The sequence below is a fragment of the Desulfovibrio sp. ZJ369 genome (assembly GCF_011039085.1).
Taxonomy (GTDB): Bacteria; Desulfobacterota; Desulfovibrionia; order Desulfovibrionales; family Desulfovibrionaceae; genus Desulfovibrio.
In genome coordinates, this window is the sequence record NZ_JAAKEI010000014.1 from 26,628 (window position 1) to 47,335 (window position 20,708).

Sequence of the window (20,708 nt, forward strand, 5' to 3'; positions counted from 1 at the left end):
GTTTAGCCCACCTGGGCGATGAAGCACTTCAGATACGCGGTTTCGGGCATGGCGCTGTGCACCGGATGATCAGGCCCCTGGCCGCCCGCGAAAAGCAGCCTGGCGTGCAGCCTGCGCCGCGCGGCAGCCTGCGCCACGCAGCCGCGCAGGGCTTCGGCCGGGAGATGGTGCGAGCAGGAAGAGCTTGCCACTATGCCGCCGGGCGTCAGCAGCCGGAGAGCCAGGGCATTGATCTTGCGATAGGCCGCAAGGCCCTGGGCGGCATCCTTGCGGCGCTTGATGAAGGCCGGCGGATCCAGGCAGATCAGGGAAAAGCGTCGGCCTTCCTCATAAAGTTCGTTGAGCTGCTGAAAGGCGTCGCCGCAGATTGTCTCAGCCGGGCAGTCCGGCGCATTGATCGCCGCGTTTTCACGCGCCAGAGCCAGGGCCTGGGGCGAGGCATCCAGAAATGTGACGGATTTTGCCCCGGCAGCGGCGGCCGTGACCCCGAAGCCCCCTGCATAGCAGAAGATATCCAGCACGTCAGCGCCTTGGGCATAGCGTGCCGCTTCCCGGCGATTGCCGCGCTGATCGTAAAACCAGCCGGTTTTCTGGCCCGTGGCGCAGGGCGCGTGGAAACGGCAGCCGTTTTCCGGCACCAGCAGGCGAGGGGGCAGCGTGCCCCGGCTTTGCGGCTCGCGCGCCAGGCCTTCCAGGCCGCGAGCGGCCAGGTCATTGTCCCAGAACAGCGTAGCCGGAGCGAGAATTTCGTCAAGGCATGCCTCAATGATTTCGCGCCGGGCTTCCATGCCCGCGGTGCTGATCTGTATGGTCAGGTGATCGCCGTAGCGGTCAATGACCAGACCGGGCAGAAAATCGCCCTCGCCGTGGCAGAGCCGGTACCAGGGCCCGGAATAGAGCCGTTCGCGCAAGGCCAGCGCCGCGCCCAGGCGTTGCCGCAACAGGGCTGCGTCCAGGGGCTGTTCGCCCTGGCGGGAATGCAGGCGCGCGCAGATCAGCGAGGCCGGATTCAGGCAGGCGCTGCCCAGCGTGGCGCCGCGCGCGTCGCAGAGCGTGACTTCCTCGCCGGGCGCAAAGTCCGTGAGCGGGCTTTTTTGCACGTCCACTTCATTGCTGAATACCCAGAGATGCCCTGCGCGCAGGCGGCGGTCTTCATTTTTTTTGAGCCAGAGTTTACGCATGTGTCACAAAGGGGAAAGTGGTGTGAAAAATTACGGCTGCGCCTTCAATGCGGCGTTGATGCGCTCCATCTCCCGGTCCGGGGTTGTGTCGCCGGCTTGCGCCGAAACGCGCACCAAGGCGCCCACATCCCCGGCCTTCAGCGCGTCCAGCACTTCGCCCGGCAGCAGCATGCCGTGTTGGCTCAAGGCATCCAGGCGCAGAACCTCCAGATCAGCAACGCGAAATTCCAGATTGGCGAGTGTGAGTTCTTCCAGGCTGCGGCCATGCCAGTTCCGCGCAAAGACTTTCTTGATCCGTATCTGTTCGGGCCGGCTCACGGTGGGAATGTCCACGTTGAGAAAAGAGGCGCGGGCCTCCGCAACTCTGATTTGGGAAAGAAGGCTGCAAGGCTCAAGGGAGCCCTGCCCCTCAAGCACTGCCGCGACAAGGGAACTTTGCGCGCGGATTTCGCTTAGCTCCACGCGCTGGACGCCGGTTGTGCTCCACGGCGTCCGGATCCGGAGGTTGCGCAGCACCACGTTTTCGGCCACGGGCAGCATGCCGCCTTGCGGCAGAATCGCGCCGCGCAAAGGCGTACAGGCCAGCAGGGCCCGCCAGGGAAGACGCAGGGAGATTTCCGCTATGTGGCAGGTCACGGGCCCCTGCGGCGGCAGGGCTTGCATTTCCAGACCGCGCGCCAGCACGCGCCGGGAAAAAGGCGAAAAAACCACCTCGCGCGCGCGGGCCTGAGTCACCACGCCGTCCGCAACGGCCGGCGCGGCCAGACTGCGCCGCAACTGTTCCTCCACATGCGGGCGCAGCCAGAACTGCGCGGCCAGCGCAAGGGCCAGTGCCGCGGCCAGCAGGGGAGCAAGGAGCAGGAAAGTTCTTTTCATGGGTCGCTATTGTGCCGGGGCTGTGGCTGCCGCGTTCAAGCTGTCGATCTGCGCCTCCAGACTTTCCTTGCCGGGCTGCGCCGTGACAGTGAACAGCGCGCCCGGATCCCCGCCCAGCAGACCTATAAAGTCCAGAATGCGGAACGTCCTGCCCGGCTTGCTTTGCGCTTCAAGGATGCCCGGCATGGTTACAAAGGTATCCAGAGCCTTGCGGATGGCCGGATTTTCCGGCGCGGGCCCGGAGCAGAATGCGGCAACAGCTTCCTTCAGGATCGGCGTGGCCTCCCGGGCCGAAGGCAGGATGTTTCTGGCCAGATACGCCATGAGCCCCTGATCCGCGTACTTCAGGCGGACATCCCGGAACGCGCTGCCCAACAGGGCTTGCCCCAAGGTCAGCGCCCCCGCCTTGCCGGAAATCACGAAGTCGTACTCCAGAGCGCCGAGAGCCGCGGCGCGGATCGTGCCTTGCTCGCGCATGGCGTCCGCGTCCTGAGCCGCGAAACTCAGGCTCGCGTCCAGAACCAGCGCGGGCAGTCCGGGGAACGCCAGGCCGCTCTTGCGTTGCACGAGGGCCGTGGGCAGGGAAAGGGCATCCACACTGAAACTGTAGCGCAAGGGCGCGCTGGACTGCCAATGCAAGGCGGCCTTGCTGAGCGTCACGGCCTGGCCCGCCTTGTCGTCCAGGGCAACGCGCAGATCCGCCGCGCTGAGTTCCCTGATCAGAGGCTCGCCGCTGGTGAACATGCGCAGCAGCAGTGTCTGCAAGGCCCTTTGATCGGGATTGGGCCGGCAGGCCTGGGCTATCAGCTCACGCAGAGCCGCTTCTTCCGGAAAGGTGATGCCTTTTTCAGTCAGGTTGCCGAGCCGCAAAAATTCCTGGCCGTCCACGTTCAGGTTGAGGCCGTTCAGGGACGCTTCCTGCAGGCTGCGCCCTTCCCAGTTGCGCATATGTATGGATTCGCAACTGAAGTCCACAGTACCGTGGCCTTCGGGAAGGGTGCTGCTCATGCGCATGTCCGACACGCGCAGTTCCCTGATTGCCATGCCGTAGAAAATCTCCAGCACGTCCGGGGCAGGCTGCGCGCGCGGCGTGTCCCCCTGGCTCTCCCGCTCTTCCAGCAATTGCCTGAGCAAGGCGCTGTCCATGCGGATGCCTTCCGCTTCCTTGCTTTTCACGGTGCTTTGCGTCCTGATGGGGCCCTGGGCGAGAAAGCTCGCAAAGTTGGAAAGGCGCACGTCCTCGCCGATGGTGATCATGCCCGTTTCGGGCAGTACCAGGCCGCGCAGGGGCGTGTACAGCAGGAGCGCGCGCAGGGGCAGCCGGCAGGAGATCTCTTCCAGAGTATAGCGCGCCTCCCCGGGAGCGGGCTGCCGCTCTGGCGTGCCGCCTTCCAGGGCCTGCGGGGCCATTGTGCCGCGCATTTCCAGACCGCGCAGGGTCAGGCGGCGGGAAAAGGGGGAAAATGCAATTTCCCGCACTTCGGGCGGGGAGAAGCGCAGATATTCCGTAGCGGCGGCTTCCGGCAGTTCGGCCAGCTCCCGGCGCGCCATTTCCTCCACCCTGGGGCCGACCCAGAAGCTCAGCGCCGCGATTCCGGCCAGAATCAGGGCTGCCAGAACAAGAAGCGCGCGGAAAAGAGTTTTCATGCCTGTTTTTCCTTATGCGTCAGTCCACCCGGTGATGACAGCCCAGGCTTACAGGATTGCGCATGGCCGCCTGGGTGATCACATAGGCCGTCTGCGAGCCGTGGAAGAGATCCACCAGACGCCGCGAGATATGCGTGCGAATGTAAAAATCGTGAATGTGGCGCACCAGATCGCGCATGTCTTCAAAGGCGCGCCGCAGCCGGGCCTCGGTGCGCGCGATGCCCACATAGTTCCACATGGTGTTGCGGATGTTGGTCCAGTCCTGAGCCACCAGGGCCGGGTCGTCGCGGCGCTCGTCGCCTTCATGCTGCCAGTCCGGAATGGCGGCTGCCAGTCCCTTGGGCATGGAAGTGCCGGATGCCGCGCGCCGGGCCAGATCCCGCCCGCAGCTCACGCCCCAGACCAAAGCCTCCAGCAGGGAAGTGCTGGCCAGACGGTTGGCGCCGTGCAGGCCGGTGCAGGCGCATTCGCCGATGGCGTAAAGGCCGGGCATGGAGGTGCGGCCCCGCGTATCGGTCAGCACGCCGCCGCAGAAATAGTGCGCGGCAGGCACCACCGGGATGGGTTCCTTTCGGATGTCCAGCCCTGCCTGCCTGCATTCCTCGAACACCGTGGGGAAGCGGGTGGGCAGATCCTGCTTCACGCCGCTCACGTCCAGAAAAAGGCAGGGCGCGCCGCTGTGCAGCATTTCTTCCATCATGGCCTGGGCCACCACGTCGCGGGGGGCAAGATCGCCCCTGCTGTCATGGCGGAGCATAAAGGGGCGGCCGTTGTGATCCAGCAGGCGCGCGCCTTCCCCGCGCATGGCCTCGGTGATCAGCGGGCGGCGGTTGCTGCGCTCCTCATACAGGGCCGTGGGGTGAAACTGCATGTACTCCAGATTGGCCAGATTCACGCCCGCGCGAAAGGCCATGGACACGCCCGCGCCCACGCAGCCCGGCGCATTGGTGGAGTGCAGAAAAACCTGGCCCACGCCGCCGGTGGCCAGCACGGTCCAATCGGCCAGAATGGTCTCCGGCTCGCCGCTTTGCTCGTTGAGTACATAGGCCCCCAGGCAGCGGTTGGTCACCTCGTAGCGGTATTGAGAGCTTTTGGCGTGGTGCTGGCTGGTCAGGAGGTCAATGGCCGCGCGCCGGTGCAGACAGGTGATGCGGGGATGCGCCTGCACCTGGGCCGTGAGCCCGTCCATCAGGGCCCGGCCGGAATAATCGGCCCGGTGCAGGATGCGCGGCGCCGAATGGCCGCCCTCACGGGTCAGATTGAAGCTGCCGTCGGCATTGCGGTCAAATTCCACCCCGGCGCGCCTGATCAGCATTTCATCCACGCAGGCCGGGCCCTGGCGGCAGAGCCAGCGCACAGCCTTGCGATAATTGCAGCAGTGCCCGGCCACCAGGATGTCTTTTTCCAGAGCCGCGGCGTCGCGGAGGCTTTCAGGGTCGTCCGGCGTGGGAGCGGCGCGGTAGATGATGCCGCCCTGGGCCAGTTCGGAATTGCCGTCCGCCAGTTTGTCGCCGGCATTGAGCAGCAGCACGTCGCAACCGGCGTCGGCAAGAGTCAGGGCCGCAGTGCAACCGGCCACGCCGGAACCGATAATCAGGATGGGCACATGGCGGCGGGTGGGAGTCACGGGAAAATCCTCATTAAGCGCAGGCTTCCAGCATGCGGGTTAGAGAGAGACGGGCAGGTTCGCAAAGCGCGGCTTCCACTTGGAGGGGCGCGGCCTGCCCTCGGGCAATGGCCGAGAGTGTAGCCGAAAGTTTTTCTTCCGTCACCTTGGCCATGTCCGGGCAGAAAGCCCGGCCCAGCGGCAGGATGCGGCAGCGCCCGGCATGGCGGGCCGCCAGTCGTGCAACCAGATTGTTTTCCGTGCCGATGATCAGCGTGGAGCCCGGCGCCTTCTCGGCCAGCCGCGCGGCATCCTTGATCAGAAAGGATGTGGAGCCGGCCGCGTCGCAAGCGTGGATGACTTCCGGCCGGCATTCGGGATGCGCCGTTATCCGGCAACCGGGATGGGCGGCGCGCGCATCCGCCACCTGCGCGGGCGTGAATCGGGCATGGATGGCGCAACAGCCCGGCCAGAGCAGCAGCGGCCGGCCCAAAAAAGCGCTTTCGGGCTCTGCAAGGCCCTGGCCGCTCACCTTGAGGATATGTTGGTCCTCCGGCGCAAGGCCCAACTTTTCAGCCGTGTTGCGGCCCAGATGTTTATCCGGCAGAAAAAGCACGCCATCGCCCCGTTCCAGGGCCCAGCGCAGCATTGTCTCGGCATTGGCCGAGGTGCAGACCGCGCCGCCGTATTCCCCCACCACGGCCTTGAGCGCCAGCGTGGTGTTGACATAGGCCAGGGGCACGATGCGGCGGCCCGTGGCCGTCAATTGTTCCAGCACGCGGCGGGCCAGCCCGGCCGGGCTCATCAGGGACATCATGCAGTCGGCCGCGGGATCCGGCAAATGCACGGCCTGGCCCGGCTTGGCCAGAAGCGCCGCGGATTCGCCCATGAAATACACCCCGCAGAAAACAATATGCGCGGCCTCAATGCCCGGCACCTGGCGGGCCAGTTCCAGAGAATCGCCCGTGATGTCGCAATGAGCCACTACCCGGTCGTTCTGATAGTGATGCCCCATGATGCAAAGATCCCGGCCCAGTTCCTTTTTCAGCGCCGCTATGGCGGATGCAAGAGTGCGCATGGTTGTTCGATCCGTTTGGTGTAGAGAAGAAGGGAGAGCGGCCGGAAGAGCGTTTCAGGCCTGAACAAGAGTCATGCTGAAGTCAGCGGCCACTGCCGAATGGGTAAGGCGGCCCACGGAGATGAAATCCGGCCTGCGCGGGCCGGTCAGGGCAATGCGGCGGATCGTCTCCAGGCGGACGCCGCCGCTGACCTCGGCCTCAATATGCCGGGGCACCAGTGAAAGCGCGCGGCTCAGCAATTCGCCTTCCATATTGTCCATCATGATCCGCTCGGCCCCGGCTGCCAGGGCCTCGCGCACATGCTCAAGCGTGCGGCACTCCACCTCCACGGGAGGGCAGGGCCTGTAGCAGGCGCGCAGCCTGGCCACGGCCACGCTGATCGAACCCGCGGCGTCAATATGATTGTCCTTGAGCATCAGCATTTCAGCGAGATTTTTGCGGTGGTTCGCCCCGCCGCCCGCCTGCACGGCGTACTTTTCGGGCCAGCGCAGGCCCGGCGTGGTCTTGCGCGTGTCCAGCAGGCGCACGCCCGTGCCGTCAAGCTCGCGCACATAGCGGGCCGTAAGATTGGCAATGCCCGAAAGATGCGTGATGAAATTCAGGATCACCCGCTCGGCCTTGAGCATGGCCACGGCCGGGGCCGTGATACGGGCCACCTCGGTCATGGGCGGGACGTGTGAGGCTTCAGCGCAGAGCGCCTGCCAGCGGAAAGGGACGTGCAGGCTTCTGAGTACCGCGCCGATGATCGGCAGGCCCACCACCAGAGTGTCTTCCTTGGCGCGGATGGTTGCGCGCATCTGCGTTTTTGGCGCAAAGAGCCCTTGAGCCGTCAGCTCCGGGCCGTCCTCGGCCAGAGCCAGATCAATGCTTTGTTGCAGCAGTCGCTTCCCTTCAGGAGAAAAAAAAGCTGCCCAGGGCGTGAACATTGCGCTTGTCCCCACTAGGTACGCATGCTAAAAAAGAAAAGCGTCCGCACGCGGCACGGGCGCGTCGCCGGGCTCCGGCCCGCTCCTCGGCCCGGAACATTGCATGTAGATAGAATGACCGGGCGGCCGCGTCAAGGCGGGAAGGCTCTTGGGACGTTTTTCACATATTCGTCGTCCCGGACCGGATGCGCTTTCCGTGTTCGCGCCTCCGGCTTGCCCCGTGCTGCCTGTAAAAGCAGTATGTTGCGTCACATCGGGCATGGGCCGCGACGCGTAAGGTGCAGAAAACGCGGGATGCCGACAGTGCGTCTGCGCCCGGCCGCGGGCACGGTTCGGGCGGCATCCGGGTCTTGCGGCAAACCGCCCTGGAATGTAACGCTTGTTTTTTGTCAACGGCCGTTCCAAACGCGGCCGTTTTTTTCACGATCACTTCCGATTCCGGCAAAGGGCACACTGCATGGCTGACGAACGCACTGACGAAATCCGCCCGCGTAAGGCTTCGGATGGGGCATTGCCGCCCGCCGGGCCGGGTCGCGCCCTGCCGCCCGGCCAGGGGCCCGGACAGCCCGAGGGCGCGGAGAGCCACGGCATCAGCATGCCCGATGCCTGTCTGGATGACGGGATGGGGGCGGAATTCGTCCATCCCGCGGACATGGCCGATCATCTGGAAAACCTGAGCCTGGAAAAGCAGGTCTGCGCCCTGCGCCACATGCCCACCGAGGATGCGGCCGAGGCCCTGGCCGAGCTGGACGGCAGCGTGGCCGTGGACGTGCTGGAAAATCTCGACGCCGACGTGGCCGCCCAGATCATTGCGGAGATGGCCCCGGACGACGCGGCCGACGTGCTGGACGAGCTGGACGAGGATCACCGCGACGTGCTCCTGGAAAAGCTGACCAGAGAAAGTTCCGAGGAATTGCGCAATCTGCTCAATTTCGACCCGGATTCCGCAGCCGGGGCCATGAATACCGAGCTCATCCTCCTGGAAAAAAATTTTAGCGTGGATGAGGCCATTGCCCATATCCGGCGCGAGATGGAGGACAAGGAAAGCCCGTATTACGGCTATGTGGTGGATCAGAAGGATGTGCTGGTGGGCGTGCTCTCCCTGCGCGATCTGATGCTGGCCCGGCCCGGCACCATCGTGGGCGACGCCGTGGCCGGGCAAAGCGTGGTCAGCGTGACCTACGACACGGACAGGCGCGAGGTGGCGAGCCTGCTCTCGCACTACAATTATCTGGCCATGCCCGTGGTGGATTATGAAGGGCACATCATGGGCGTGGTCACCTACGACGACATCATGGACATCATGCACGACGAGGCCAGCGCCGACATGCTCGGCATGGTGGGCGCGGACCCGGAGGAAAGCGTGGATACGCCCTGGCCGGAAAGCGTGCGCAAGCGCCTGCCCTGGCTGGTGGTCAATTTGCTCAACTCCGCGCTTTCAGCCTCGGTGGTCTATATGTTCGAGGGCACCATTGCGCAGATGGCCGTGCTGGCCGTGCTCATGCCCATGGTCGCCAATCAGGCGGGCAATACCGGCCAGCAGGCCCTGGCCGTGATGATCCGCCAGTTGGCCACGGATCGCTTTGATCAGAAAAAAGCCTGGCTGGCCGTGCTGCGCGAGGGCAAGATCGGCATCGTCACCGGCCTGATCGTGGCTGTGACGGCATTTTTCGGGGCCTGGGCATTCACGGGCAACGCCGTGGTCGGGGCCGTCATGGGCGGCGCGCTCTTGTGCGACATGATTCTCGGCGCGGTGGCCGGCGGCTCCATCCCCCTGATTTTTCGCGCCGTGGGGCGCGATCCGGCCCAGGCGTCCAGTATTTTTCTGACCACCATCACCGACGGCGCGGGCTTTTTCATTTTTCTGGGCCTGGCCTCGCTGTTTATTTTTTGAGCCGGGCAGGCTGGGGCGGCTTTGCATGGCTTAGAGCGTTTTGCTCATGCCATCGCCGGCCGCTCCGGCACACGGCTCTCGTTCAAATGCTCCCCCGAGACGACGCTCAAGCCCGTCCAGGGGAGCATATTTCTTCTTTTCTCTTCAGTGCTTTTGTGCTAGAAAAACAGAAAAATGCTTTGAACGCCAGAGAGGAACAATGTTTAACCTTGCCAATAAAATCACATTGTTGCGTATCCTTATGGCGCCTCTGGTGGTACTTCTGCTTTATTTCCAGGGTCCTGTCTTCTGTGTGCTGGCGGCCCTGGCTTTCATCTTCGCTTCCATCACCGACTGGGTTGACGGATATATTGCGCGACGTGGCAACATGGTCACCAGCATGGGCAAATTTTTGGATCCTCTGGCCGACAAGGTGCTGATCTGCTCGGTGCTAATCATGTTCGTCAAGCTGGCCTGGGCTCCGGCGTGGGTGGTGATCGTGATTGTCTGCCGCGAACTGGTGGTCACGGGATTGCGGGCCATGGCCATTGACGAAGGCGTGGTGCTGGCGGCGGACTATTTCGGCAAGGCCAAAACCGTGCTCCAGATCTTTGCCATAGTGCCTTTGATGCTCCATTATCCCATATTTGGGGTCCGGCTTTGGCCCACAGGCGAGGTTCTTTTGTATGTGGCGATGATCCTGGCCCTGATTTCCGGCGTCAATTATTGCTATGATTTTTATCGTAATACCTGCGGTAAGCCCCAGCCTGAGAAGCAAGCATGAGCACATTGCAACTGCGTCTTAAAAATTGCATCCAGACTATTCTCGATCTCGAGCCCGATATGCGCGCCGGGATCTGGGGACGGCATTTTGATGAGGAGCTTTCGACCCTCAAGGCGTGCTTGCAGCGTGTGGACGCCATGGACCTGGCGGAGGACGACGTGCAGCGGCTTGAAGCCGCCACAGCCGGTTTTTTGTCCGAGCTCAGGCTTTCCCCGAAGAGCCGGCCGCAACAAAAGCACCCGCTGCAATGATTATGTTCTGGCGGGTTTTCCTACTGGTCGCTTTGGGCCTGGTGAACGTGGTGCTTTTCAGCCGTATGATTTGGGGACCCACCGGGCTTGTGGAATACCGCGAGCTCAAAGGGCAGTATGCCGAACTTCAAAAAGAGCTTGCCGACATTGATACGGAAAATCTGGCCTTGAGCCAGGAAATTCGCCTGTTGCAGTCCGACAGGCAGTATGTTGAGAAAATGATTCGGCAACGCCTGCATTATGTGCGGGATAATGAAGTGTTATACCTCTTTGGCGATTCGCGCGAGACCGGATCGGGAGCCGTAAAAGATGACGGAAAAAATTGAATGGTATAAAGAGGTTCTGGAGCTGGAACCCAATTCAAAGGTTTTTTTCCCCCTTGCCCGTATGTTGGCCGAAGAGCAACGGTACGACGAGGCCGTGGAGGTGCTGGAGCGCGGGCTGGAGCGGCATTCGGAATTTCTGGAGGCCCGGCTTTTTTTTATTGAACTGCTGTTTAAAACCGGGCGGCGGCCTGCCTGCACAGCCCAGGTCAACAAGCTCAGCACAATGTTCGCCGCCTACGCGGGTTTCTGGCAGGCGTGGGCCGCTTGCCTTTCGGTTTCGGGAGAATCGCCGGATGCCGCCGCTGTCTTGCGCGTTCTGGCTGCCAATTTTTTGCGCGGCCCGGTCTCGCTGCATGAGCTTCTGGATCGGGGCGTTGCCTCCCTCCTGGAAGAAAGCGCCGGGCAGGAAAGCGGCCGTCCTGTGCCCCAGCCGGTAAACGCTGCGGGCGAGGCGCAGATTGCGCCGGTACAGCCGAAACTCGCGGAAGATGCGCCTCAATCCGGGAGTACGGAAGCTGAATCTGTAAAAAGCGAGGGCTTTTTCGCGTTCCCCGAAAGCGAAGAAAACGAGATGCTGTTGCCGCTGGAAGACGCGCCCGGCGCGTCGGCCGCCCCGCCGGACACGGACGTTGCATCCTTTGCTGATGCTCCCGAACCGGAGTACGGCGGCGAGACGTCTTTTGATCCCGCTGCGGCCATGGCCGACGACGAGCCTTTGCCGGAAGAAACATCTGCCGCTGTGCGGCAGGAGGCCGAAGCCGATCCCGCGGCGCAGGATTCTGCTGCAAAGGATCAGGCCGACGCCGGGCCGGGAACAGAAAGCGCCGTCTCTCCCCGCGATGAATCCGAAGACGCCGAGGAACGCTTTTCCCTGCGCACCCGCTCCATGGCGGAAGTGCTGGCGGAGCAGGGCGACATCAGGGGCGCTCTGGACATTTATTATGAGCTGGCTGCAGCCGCGGTCAGCCTTCAAGAGGCTGCCGATCTGCAGCAGCGCATCGCTACCCTGAGCGCGCGGCTCGGCACGGCCCAGGAAGCGGATGCGGCGCAGCCCCCGGCCCAGCCGGAGTCTGCCAGCGGCAAAGACAAGCTGATCAGCATGCTTGAGGCGTTGGCGGAGCGCGTGGAAGCCAGGGCGCACAGCTAGAGCAGATTACCTTTGACTTTTTATGAAAGTCAAAGGTGGCATTCAGGCGAAAAACGCGGTTTTCGCCTGAATGTACGCCGCGTTGCGGCGGCTGCCGCTTTCGCGTCAGCAGAGCATTTTCAAAGAGAAAATGCTCTAGAGCATTTTGCTTTTGAAATTATTCAATTTCAAAAGCGACGCTGCCATCATTCCCCGCAAGCGGGACAAGTCCCCGCAAGCGGGACAAGCGCCTGAAAAGCGTGGTTTTCAGGCTCATTCGGCGCGGGCGTCCGCTCCGCGGCCGCCAGAGCGGTTGCCGTTTTCAACAGCAAACCGCTCTAAAGCAGAGGAGAGTACGGTGTCAAAATCATTGTTGCGTTGTTTTCTTTTGCTGATAGCCGTTGCGGCATTGGCGGTCGGCTGCAGTTCCTATCAGCCCACCAAAAACGCCTGGAAAAGCACCAAAGGATTCTGGAACACCTACGTCAGCCCTCCGGCCACTGTGGACTATGAAGAAAAAGGGAATCTTTCCCCCCGCGCTCTGGCGCTGACGACTTCCATGCTGGGCATTGACGTGGAGTTGGGCCGCCTCGAACGCGTCATGCTCAATGCTGACAAGCCGCCCACAAAGGAATGGATCGCCGATTTCTTCACTACCTTCCCCTGGATCGACGGCTTTGCGGGCGTCAAGTATGACGGCGCCATACTGGGGCAGGAGCCGGCGACTTCTCTGAAAGAACTGGATTTCATCCCCCTTCTTTATGAAGATAAAAAACAAAACAGCCGCGCGTTGCGCGGCGATGTGCAAAACACGCCTCTGGGGCCGGAAGTCATGCTGGCGGCTCCGCTCTACGATGGCGTGGACTTCCTGGGCATTGTGGCGGCATACTTCGACATGCGGGCTCTGATGCAATATTCCGACAATCCGGAAAATCTGGTCATTCTTTCTCCTCACGCGCTGCTCTGGCCCGGCAAGTATGATTTCGCAGCAACGCCCCTGGCCGGCGTGAACTGGTCTGAGACCGTGGCCAAAAGCTCTTCCGGCACATGCACCAATGCCACAGGCACTTTTTATTATATGGTGCGTTACCTGGGCAATCTGCCCCTGGTTTTTGCCGTGGCCGAGTCAGGCGCCTTCCCTGAAGGCAACGGCGATGTGGCGCAGGGGCTGCCGTTCTTTCCCAGGGAACGGGAAAAACTGCCGCCGCCGCCCCAGCCCGAGAGGAAGACCAAAGTCGATTTGTCCGAGGGACAGACCTTCGGAACGCCTGCCCGGAGCGGCGCATCTGACGGCAATGCCGTAGGCGCGCCCACCGGGACTGCGGGAGGAACTTCGCCCAACGACATCCAGCCGGGCAGCCGTGACAGTGTGTTGCTCAAGGGCAAGGGCGCGGAAAAATCCCGCGTGGATGAACGTCCTCTGGCAGGCGAGAATGCGCCGGTGGAGCGCGTGCGGCGTCCCGCCAAGGCCACTGCGCCCCAGCGCCCGCGCCGCGCTCCGAGCGTGGATCTTGTGCCGGATATCGATATGCCCTCCTTGCCCGGCGGCCGCCCCAGCCCCTTCGGGCCCGCGCGCGAGGCTCCGGGCATACAGCGGCCCAGTCCATTCGGACCGCGCACGGACGCGACGACCGCCCCGGTTGAGGCATCCAGGCGGGAGCCCAATCACGACGAGCAGCGTAATGAGCAGGCCCCGGCAGCGCAGCAAACCGAGACCCCGGCGCAGCAGGACGCGCTGCCTGCTGCGCAAACAAAACCGTCCGAGAACAAAACCACGGACAGCACGCCCGCAGCAGAGCCGCCTGCTCAACTGCCGGGCGGTCGCCCGAGTCCCTTCGGACCGCGGAACTGAGGCATCGTGGAAATACTGGCTTGCGCCGCCCGTCAGGGTGGCGCAGACCGTTACTGAGCCGGATCCAAACTCGCATTCCGGCCTTAGCAAGGAGGTCATCATGGCTGACGTTACGGTTACCGAGCACCTTCTTCTCCACCAGAAGCAAACCCCCCAGGCCACAGGGCAGTTTACCGGTCTGCTTTACGATCTTATTCTTTCCGGGAAAACCATTTCCCGCCGCATCAACAAGGCCGGTCTGCTTGATATTCTGGGCGGCACAGGCGAAGTGAATGTGCAAGGCGAAAATGTGCAAAAGCTGGATGAAATCGCCAACCGGATCATGATCTACCGGATGGAACGCTGCGGAGCGTTGTGCGCCATGAGCTCTGAGGAGGAGGCCGAGCTGATCCGCGTCAGCCCGGAATTTCCCCGCGGCGACTATATCCTGATTTTTGATCCCCTGGATGGCTCCTCCAATATTGACGTCAACATCAATGTGGGCACTATTTTTTCCATTTTGCGGCGGCCGGAAGGCTGCACGGGCGAGGTGGCCCTGGAAGAAGTGCTCCAGCCCGGCCGCAATCAGGTGGCGGCAGGCTACATCTTATATGGCCCTTCCACCATGCTGGTGTTCAGCACCGGGCAGGGCGTGCACGGCTTTACATTAGACCCCGGCGTGGGGGAGTTTTTGCTTTCCCATCCCAATATGCGCATTCCTGAGCAAGGCGGCATTTACTCCGTCAATGAAGGCTACAGGAACAACTGGGATGCGCCGACCCGCGAAGCGGTGGACTGGTTTCACAATTGTGAAACCCAGGACGGAAAATTTTATTCTTCCCGCTATGTGGGCGCCCTGGTCGCGGATTTTCATCGTACCCTGATTTACGGCGGCATTTACATGTATCCGCCCTACGTCAACAAGCCCAACGGCAAGTTGCGCTTGATGTGCGAGGCCTCGCCGCTTGCTTTTCTGGCGGAACAGGCGGGAGGCAAGGCCAGCGACGGCAAGCGCCGGATTCTGGATCTCCAGCCTGAGCGCCTGCATGCCCGCACTCCTCTTTTTATCGGTTCCGTCAAAGACGTGGAAGCCGTGGAAAAAGTCTATGCCAGGCACAAGACTGCCTGAACCGGTTTGGCGTCGATTGTTGCGCCCTGGCATGGGACTGCCTCGACCTGTCCGCTCAGGCCTCGCTCTCAACTCCGGAAGATGGCTCCATGCTTTGTCTGGGTATTGAAAGTTCTTGCGACGAAACCGCCTTGGCTCTGGTGGAGGACGGACGCCTGCTGGGTTCCGTGCTGGCGAGCCAGTCCGATGTGCATGCGCTTTTCGGGGGGGTAGTGCCTGAACTGGCCTCGCGCGAGCATTATCGCTATCTGGGGCCTCTTTTTGACGAGCTTATGCAGCGTTGCGGCGCAGAACCGGACAGTATCGATCTTGTGGCTGTCGCGCGCGGTCCGGGTTTGCTGGGCAGCCTGCTGGTGGGCGTGGCCTTTGCAAAAGCATTGGCTTTGGGCTTGGGCGCGTCCTTTCTTGGCGTCAATCATCTGCATGCGCATTTGCTGGCCGTTGGGCTGGAACACGATCTGACATTTCCGGCCCTGGGGCTGCTGGTTTCCGGCGGGCACACCCATCTTTACCGCCTGGAGTCGCCCTGGCGCTGCCTGCAGTTGGGCCGCACGCTGGATGATGCCGCGGGCGAGGCCTTTGATAAAGTGGGCAAACTTCTGGGATTGGCGTATCCCGGCGGTCAGTTGATGGACGCGTTGGCAAGGGCCGGTGTGGCCTCTTCCGGGCTTTTCCCTCGCCCTTACCTTGACAATGACAACCTGGATTTCAGTTTCAGCGGCCTGAAAACGGCAGCCGCCGCGTATATTGAGCGGAATTTTGGCTCCGCGCAGTGGCCGCGCCCTTTGCGGCGGATTGAAGACGCGCCGGAATCCTTGAGAAATTGTTGCGCCTCCTTCAATGCAGCAGTGGTGGAGACGCTTTGCGCAAAAGTGGAGCGTGCCTTGAAGCGCCATCCGGACTTGCGCAGGCTTCTGGTGGCCGGAGGCGTCGCTTCCAACAGCCTCTTGCGAACGCGCATGACAGAGCTGATGCGGGAGAGGGGAGGCGACGCCCTTATGCCGAGCCGCGCTCTCTGTACCGATAATGCCGCCATGATCGCCTATGCCGGCTGGCTGCTCGGCAGTGCCGGTTATCGTCATGATTTGCGGATGGAGACTATCCCCCGCGGCAGATGCATCCCGGATGATATGTTTTGCGCGGCAGCCTGCGCCTCAAAGCTGCAAACCGACTGAAAGGCGCAGGGCAGACGCATCTAAGTATTAAGTGCAATAATTTTGTTATGTTATCATAAACGCTGAGAAGAGCCGCTGCGGCGGCGGAGCCGCACTTCGCTCCCACGAAGCCTGCGGCTTCGGGCGATGCTGTCGCATCGCCGCCAGGGCTGCCGCATAAGATGCGTCAGCCCTGCTGAAAGGCGCAGATTATCTTGACACTGAAGCGTTTGGAATCTACTCTCAGTGCATACGGCAACGGTCGCTGCCTTGCCGGCTGCCGCCTGCACAATGAGCGTCCCGCCGTTGCAGGCGTATCGACGCCTGAAACGTGACGCCAAGAAAAGCAAGGAGATATCCCAATGGCTGAACAGGTAACTGACGCTACCTTTGAAAATGTCGTGCTCAAGTCCGAGCTGCCGGTTCTTCTCGACTTCTGGGCTCCCTGGTGCGGCCCCTGCCGCGCGGTGGGTCCGATCATTGATGAGCTTTCCAAAGAATACGACGGCAAGGTCCGCATTGTGAAGATGAATGTTGATGAAAATCCCGCCACGCCTACTAAATTCGGCATTCGCGCCATTCCCACTTTGGTGTTGTTTAAAAACGGTGAAACGGTGGAACAAATCACCGGCGCCGTCACCAAGGCGGCCATGAAAGAATTGCTTGATTCAAAGGCCCTGGCATGAAGGTATTTGACGCCGTTGTCATTGGCAGCGGGCCTGCCGGCATTACGGCTGCTTTATATCTTGCGCGCTCCGGCTGCTCCGTGCTCCTGTTTGAGCAACTGAGCCCCGGAGGGCAGGTGCTTTCAACGGAATCCCTTGAGAATTACCCCGGCTACCCCAAAGGCATCAAGGGGTATGAGCTGGCGGATCTCTTTGCCGCCCATCTGGACGGCCTTGACATTGAACGGCCCACCGGTGCCGTGGAATCCGTTTCCGGCACGGCGGGCCAGTTCAATGTGCGCGCCAGCGGCGAGGTATATGCCTGCAAAACCGTCCTGGTCTGCTCCGGCGCGCGTCATCGTCCCTTGGGCCTTGAAAATGAAGACAGGTTGATCGGGCATGGCGTTTCGTACTGCGCTCTCTGCGACGGAAATTTTTTTCGGGATCAGGCCGTGGCTGTCGTCGGTGGGGGCAACGCGGCTTTGGAGGAATCTCTGTACCTCTCCAACATTGCGGACAAAGTATATCTGATTCATCGACGCGAGGGATTCAGGGGCCTTAAAGTCTATCTTGACAGGCTGGAAGGCATGCCGGAGAAGGTCGAAATTCTGCGGAACACCATTATTACTCGCCTGAACGGCGATACCGAGCTGACCGGCCTCACTCTTCAGAATGTTCAAACCGGTGAAGAGAGGCAGTTGCCCCTTGATGGCCTTTTTATCTATGTGGGCCTCACGCCTGCCACGGAATTTCTGCCCGATGCGCTGGAACGGGATGCCCAGGGCTTTCTTGTGACGGATACGGAAATGCGTACCAATATTCCCGGCATATTCGCAGCGGGCGATATCCGCTCAAAACTTTGCCGACAGGTTATTACCGCCGCGGGCGATGGGGCAACAGCGGCCCAGGCGGCCTTTATCTTTTTGGAGCAGCTTCATCCCTGAGCGGAGTGCGTTTACCTGATACGTTTGGATATAATCGGCGGCCTGAGCGGCTTTTGCGCCTCTCAGCCGCACTGGCCTCTGCGGCATCCAGGCCACATCGCGTGTCGGCGCTCAAAAGACCGGCATCGGCGTGGGAAGAGCCGCGAGAGCCTTCGCGGTTTTGGCTCGCAGGATCGCGTCAGCGATTTTGCATTCAATCTGTTTTGTCTTTTTGGAACAGCTCCATGCATAAAAAACTGCTTCGCTCGCTCCTGCTTGTCATCAGCATGTTCGCGGTTTCCGGTTGCGGCATTATCGACATGATTTATCTGCCGCCTGCTGAAGATACCGCGCAAGAGATTTTTGAAGCCGGCAATGACGCCATGAGCGAGAAGAATTATGTGCGCGCCGTGGAGTTGTATAATAAGTTGCGTGATGCCTATCCTTTTAGCCCCTATACCATTGATGCCGAGCTTTCCCTTGGCGACGCCTACTTTTTGGATGAAGAGTATGAGCTGGCCGCTGAAAGCTATAAAGATTTCGAGTCGCTGCATCCTCGTCACGAAGCTATTCCCTATGTGCTTTATCAGACGGGCATGTCTCTCTTGAAACAATTCCGCTCCATTGACAGGGCCACGACGGGCTTGCAGGAAGCCTATGATTATTTCAACCGCCTGCGCCAGACCTATCCGGATTCTCCGTATGCCAAGAGCGCGGAAGAACATATGCTCACCTGCCGCAAACTGATGGCTGAGCATGAGCTGTACATAGCTGACGTGTTCTGGCACATGAAAAAATACGGCCCGGCCTGGCGGCGCTATGAGTTTATCGTGGAAAACTTTAAAGATGTGCCGGAAGTTGCGGATCACGCCAAAGAAAAAGGTCTTGCCTCGTATCATTATTACCGTGAAGAGCAAGGGGCCCAAGTGCGTGAAAAGCGGCAGGGTACCTGGCGGCAGTGGTTTACCTGGCTGTAATTCCGACATATGAGCGCAGAGACTGTCTCCAGGACCTGCTGACACGACGTTTTGGCTTTGGCCGCAGGCGAGCTCGGCGAGCCGTACGGAGAAAAACAGCACTTGGCTTGCGCTGAGCTTTGCCTAAAGAAACCGCTGTGGGTATCCGTATGCCGCTGCCGCGGCGACGGCCAGAGCGTTTTGCTAATGAAATTAGCTAAACGCTCTAAACGCGCGACTGTGCTCCAGCCGCTGAGATTTTTCTAGAGCATTTTGCTTTTGAAATTATTCAATTTCAAAAGCGGCGCTGCCATCATTTCGCCTGAAAAGCGTGGTTTTCAGGCTCATTCGGCGCGGGCGTCCGCTCCCGCGGCCGCCAGAGCGGTTTGCTGTTTTCAACAGCAAACCGCTCTAGAGCATTTTCTTTTTGAAAATGCTCTGCTGACGCGAAAGCGGCAGCCGCCGCAACGCGGCGTACATTCAGGCGAAAAACGCGGTTTTCGCCTGAATGCCACCTTTGACTTTCATAAAAAGTCAAAGGTAATCTGCTCTAAGTTCCGATGTTTGCAGTCTCTGTCGATGCAGTCGCTTTCCAGGTTCGCAACCCGCGACAAGAGCTTCACAGCGGCTGTGCAAAATCTGACCTTTGTGCTTGCTCGCAGCCTGCAACGAACCGCATATATCGATTTCTTCCGGGCAGGGCTGTGGCCTGTGGTTGACTGTGGAATAGCGCGTGAACCCGCACAGAATTTCAACGTAGAACTTTTCAGGGATGCAGGGCGCACCCTCCGGATGCAGCCGGCGCCCAAAATGCTTATCAGCGCCGCTGAAAACCGGGATATACAAGGTTGAAATAAGTTCTGGGCCTCTTCCGGGGCTTTTTTACTTGGACTCGCGGGAGAAAGCCCATGACGGTTCCTGACGCCACAACTGAAAAGCACAGGGCAGCACTTGCTTCGCTGGTCGCCGCTTTTGCCTTGACCGCGCTCAAGCTGGCAGTCGGCTTGCACACCAACAGTCTGGGCATTCTCTCCGAAGCCTTGCACAGCGGCCTTGATCTGCTTGCCGCAGGCATGACCCTGATGGCAGTGCGGATTTCAGCGCTGCCGCCGGACAGCTGTCACCCCTACGGTCACGGCAAGATCGAAAATCTTTCCGCGCTGGGCGAGACTCTCCTGTTGTTTTTGACCTGTATTTGGGTGGTTTACGAAGGCGTGCAACGCCTGATGGAGGGGGCCAGTCCGGTGACGCCTTCCCTGTGGGGCGTTGGCGTCATGGCGATCTCCGTGGCCGTTGACGTCAACCGCGTGCGTATTTTGCGACGTGTTGCCCGGCAGTATAAAAGTCAGGCCCTGGAAGCTGATGCCCTGCACTTTTCCACGGATATTCTTTCTTCCGCGGTGGTTCTGGTGGGCGTGCTGGCCGTTTGGCTGGCGTCAGCCCTGCAATTGCCCGATCCGCTGTACAGGGTGCTGGCCCAGGCCGATACGGTGGCGGCCTTGCTGGTGGCTCTGATTATTTTCCGGGCCAGCCTGAGCATGGCCTGCGCAGCCGTTAACGCGCTCATGGATTCGGGCTCCGCGAAAGAGCAAAAAGACGTGGTCGCCGCCGTCAAACAGGTTCCGGGCATAACCGCGGTGCGCCGCGTGCGTTTGCGCAGCAGCGGGCCGCAAAGCTTTGTAGAACTGACCGTGGGAGTGGCCCCGGGCATCCGCGTCAGTGACGGGCACAGACTGGCCCATGAGGCGGAACAGGCCGTGGCAGCGGTTTTGCCGGGATCGGACGTGAGCGTGCATGTGGAACCGTTGAGCAACGGCTCACAGCAGAGCGACAATCCTTTTGTCCTGGTGCAGCTCATCGCCTCGGAACACGGTTTGGCGACGCATAATGTGCATGTGCTGCGCGGCGGCGAATGCGATCATATTGAGCTGCATGTGGAACTGCCCGGCCTATTGCCCTTTGCCAAAGGGTATGAGCGCGTACAGGCTTTTGAGCAGGATTTGCGCCGCGCTCTGCCGGGCGTGGAGATCGTGAGCCATATGGAGCCTGAAGGCGCAGCCAGCGTGCTGTGCGCCGGGGCCGCTGTTTCCGTGCCTTTCTCCGGGCTGGCCTGGGAGCAGGTTCAATCCATTGTGGACGGCGAGCCCCTGGCTGACAATCCGCATAAATTTTCCATATATGAATTGCCGGAACAGGGCGTCTGCATTTCTTTTCATTGCAATATCGACGGCACGTTGAGCGTCCAGGAGGCGCATACTGTCTGCCTCAGGCTGGAAAAGCAGCTCCGCGCCGCAGTGCCGTTTCTGGCACGAATTATCGTGCACATGGAGCCGCGGCAAGCTGCGGCGGGCAAGGAAGAGGCAGTCCGCTGAAGG

Annotated in this window: 19 protein-coding genes and 1 pseudogene; 14 read left to right on the forward strand and 6 right to left on the reverse strand. The window is 61.1% G+C overall.

The window, feature by feature from the left end:
* Positions 1-2: 2 nt before the first annotated feature.
* The 6 genes and pseudogenes from G7Y51_RS06635 to nadC form a co-directional block, all read right to left on the reverse strand.
* On the reverse strand, positions 3-1,181 hold the full coding sequence (locus G7Y51_RS06635) for a class I SAM-dependent rRNA methyltransferase (RefSeq protein WP_165175790.1): 1,179 nt from the start codon (positions 1,179-1,181) through the stop codon (positions 3-5).
* A 30-nt stretch (positions 1,182-1,211) separates the two neighbouring features.
* Positions 1,212-2,057, reverse strand: a complete 846-nt coding sequence (locus G7Y51_RS06640) for a hypothetical protein (protein ID WP_165175792.1) — start codon at positions 2,055-2,057, stop codon at positions 1,212-1,214.
* Positions 2,058-2,063: 6 nt separating this feature from the next.
* Positions 2,064-3,704, reverse strand: a complete 1,641-nt coding sequence (locus G7Y51_RS06645; RefSeq protein ID WP_165175794.1) for a hypothetical protein — start codon at positions 3,702-3,704, stop codon at positions 2,064-2,066.
* A gap of 19 nt (positions 3,705-3,723) precedes the next feature.
* A complete protein-coding gene (gene nadB, locus G7Y51_RS06650) occupies positions 3,724-5,331 on the reverse strand; it encodes an L-aspartate oxidase (RefSeq protein ID WP_165175796.1) in 1,608 nt (535 codons plus the stop codon).
* A gap of 13 nt (positions 5,332-5,344) precedes the next feature.
* A pseudogene (nadA, locus tag G7Y51_RS06655) lies at positions 5,345-6,397 on the reverse strand (quinolinate synthase NadA); the annotation flags it as partial.
* A 45-nt stretch (positions 6,398-6,442) separates the two neighbouring features.
* Positions 6,443-7,315, reverse strand: a complete 873-nt coding sequence (nadC, locus tag G7Y51_RS06660) for a carboxylating nicotinate-nucleotide diphosphorylase (RefSeq protein ID WP_165175800.1) — start codon at positions 7,313-7,315, stop codon at positions 6,443-6,445.
* Positions 7,316-7,772: 457 nt separating this feature from the next.
* Here nadC and mgtE point away from each other — a divergent pair, with 457 nt between their 5' ends.
* The 14 genes from mgtE to G7Y51_RS06730 all read left to right on the forward strand — a co-directional run bounded on the left by mgtE (position 7,773) and on the right by G7Y51_RS06730 (position 20,705).
* Positions 7,773-9,209: a magnesium transporter gene (mgtE, locus tag G7Y51_RS06665; protein WP_165175802.1), complete on the forward strand. Its 1,437-nt coding sequence runs from the start codon at positions 7,773-7,775 to the stop codon at positions 9,207-9,209.
* A gap of 199 nt (positions 9,210-9,408) precedes the next feature.
* On the forward strand, positions 9,409-9,972 hold the full coding sequence (gene pgsA, locus G7Y51_RS06670) for a CDP-diacylglycerol--glycerol-3-phosphate 3-phosphatidyltransferase (protein WP_165175804.1): 564 nt from the start codon (positions 9,409-9,411) through the stop codon (positions 9,970-9,972).
* The gene (locus G7Y51_RS06675) at positions 9,969-10,223 is read left to right on the forward strand and encodes a hypothetical protein (RefSeq protein WP_165175806.1); all 255 of its coding nucleotides are present in this window, start codon (positions 9,969-9,971) and stop codon (positions 10,221-10,223) included. The genes pgsA and G7Y51_RS06675 overlap by 4 nt, the downstream gene beginning before the upstream one ends.
* A complete protein-coding gene (locus G7Y51_RS06680; protein ID WP_346773692.1) occupies positions 10,220-10,549 on the forward strand; it encodes a septum formation initiator family protein in 330 nt (109 codons plus the stop codon). Before G7Y51_RS06675 ends, G7Y51_RS06680 begins: the two co-directional genes overlap by 4 nt.
* Positions 10,533-11,696, forward strand: coding sequence for a hypothetical protein (locus G7Y51_RS06685; RefSeq protein ID WP_165175808.1), 1,164 nt, complete (start codon positions 10,533-10,535; stop codon positions 11,694-11,696). Before G7Y51_RS06680 ends, G7Y51_RS06685 begins: the two co-directional genes overlap by 17 nt.
* 12 nt (positions 11,697-11,708) lie before the next feature.
* On the forward strand, positions 11,709-11,930 hold the full coding sequence (locus G7Y51_RS06690; protein ID WP_165175810.1) for a hypothetical protein: 222 nt from the start codon (positions 11,709-11,711) through the stop codon (positions 11,928-11,930).
* 103 nt (positions 11,931-12,033) lie between these two features.
* Positions 12,034-13,527, forward strand: coding sequence for a hypothetical protein (locus tag G7Y51_RS06695; RefSeq protein WP_165175812.1), 1,494 nt, complete (start codon positions 12,034-12,036; stop codon positions 13,525-13,527).
* A 100-nt stretch (positions 13,528-13,627) separates the two neighbouring features.
* A complete protein-coding gene (gene fbp / locus G7Y51_RS06700; protein WP_165175814.1) occupies positions 13,628-14,635 on the forward strand; it encodes a class 1 fructose-bisphosphatase in 1,008 nt (335 codons plus the stop codon).
* Positions 14,636-14,724: 89 nt separating this feature from the next.
* Positions 14,725-15,810 carry a tRNA (adenosine(37)-N6)-threonylcarbamoyltransferase complex transferase subunit TsaD gene (gene tsaD / locus G7Y51_RS06705; protein WP_165175816.1) on the forward strand — a complete coding sequence of 362 codons (1,086 nt, stop codon included), beginning with the start codon at positions 14,725-14,727 and terminating at the stop codon, positions 15,808-15,810.
* Between the two features lie 341 nt (positions 15,811-16,151).
* Complete coding sequence (gene trxA, locus G7Y51_RS06710) at positions 16,152-16,475, forward strand: thioredoxin (RefSeq protein ID WP_165065763.1); 324 nt, start codon at positions 16,152-16,154, stop codon at positions 16,473-16,475.
* Positions 16,472-17,398, forward strand: a complete 927-nt coding sequence (gene trxB / locus G7Y51_RS06715; protein WP_165175818.1) for a thioredoxin-disulfide reductase — start codon at positions 16,472-16,474, stop codon at positions 17,396-17,398. The genes trxA and trxB overlap by 4 nt, the downstream gene beginning before the upstream one ends.
* A gap of 224 nt (positions 17,399-17,622) precedes the next feature.
* A complete protein-coding gene (locus G7Y51_RS06720; protein ID WP_165175820.1) occupies positions 17,623-18,354 on the forward strand; it encodes an outer membrane protein assembly factor BamD in 732 nt (243 codons plus the stop codon).
* Positions 18,355-18,612: 258 nt separating this feature from the next.
* Positions 18,613-19,185, forward strand: a complete 573-nt coding sequence (locus tag G7Y51_RS06725) for a hypothetical protein (RefSeq protein WP_165175822.1) — start codon at positions 18,613-18,615, stop codon at positions 19,183-19,185.
* 56 nt (positions 19,186-19,241) lie between these two features.
* A complete protein-coding gene (locus G7Y51_RS06730; protein WP_165175824.1) occupies positions 19,242-20,705 on the forward strand; it encodes a cation diffusion facilitator family transporter in 1,464 nt (487 codons plus the stop codon).
* Positions 20,706-20,708: the final 3 nt, after the last annotated feature.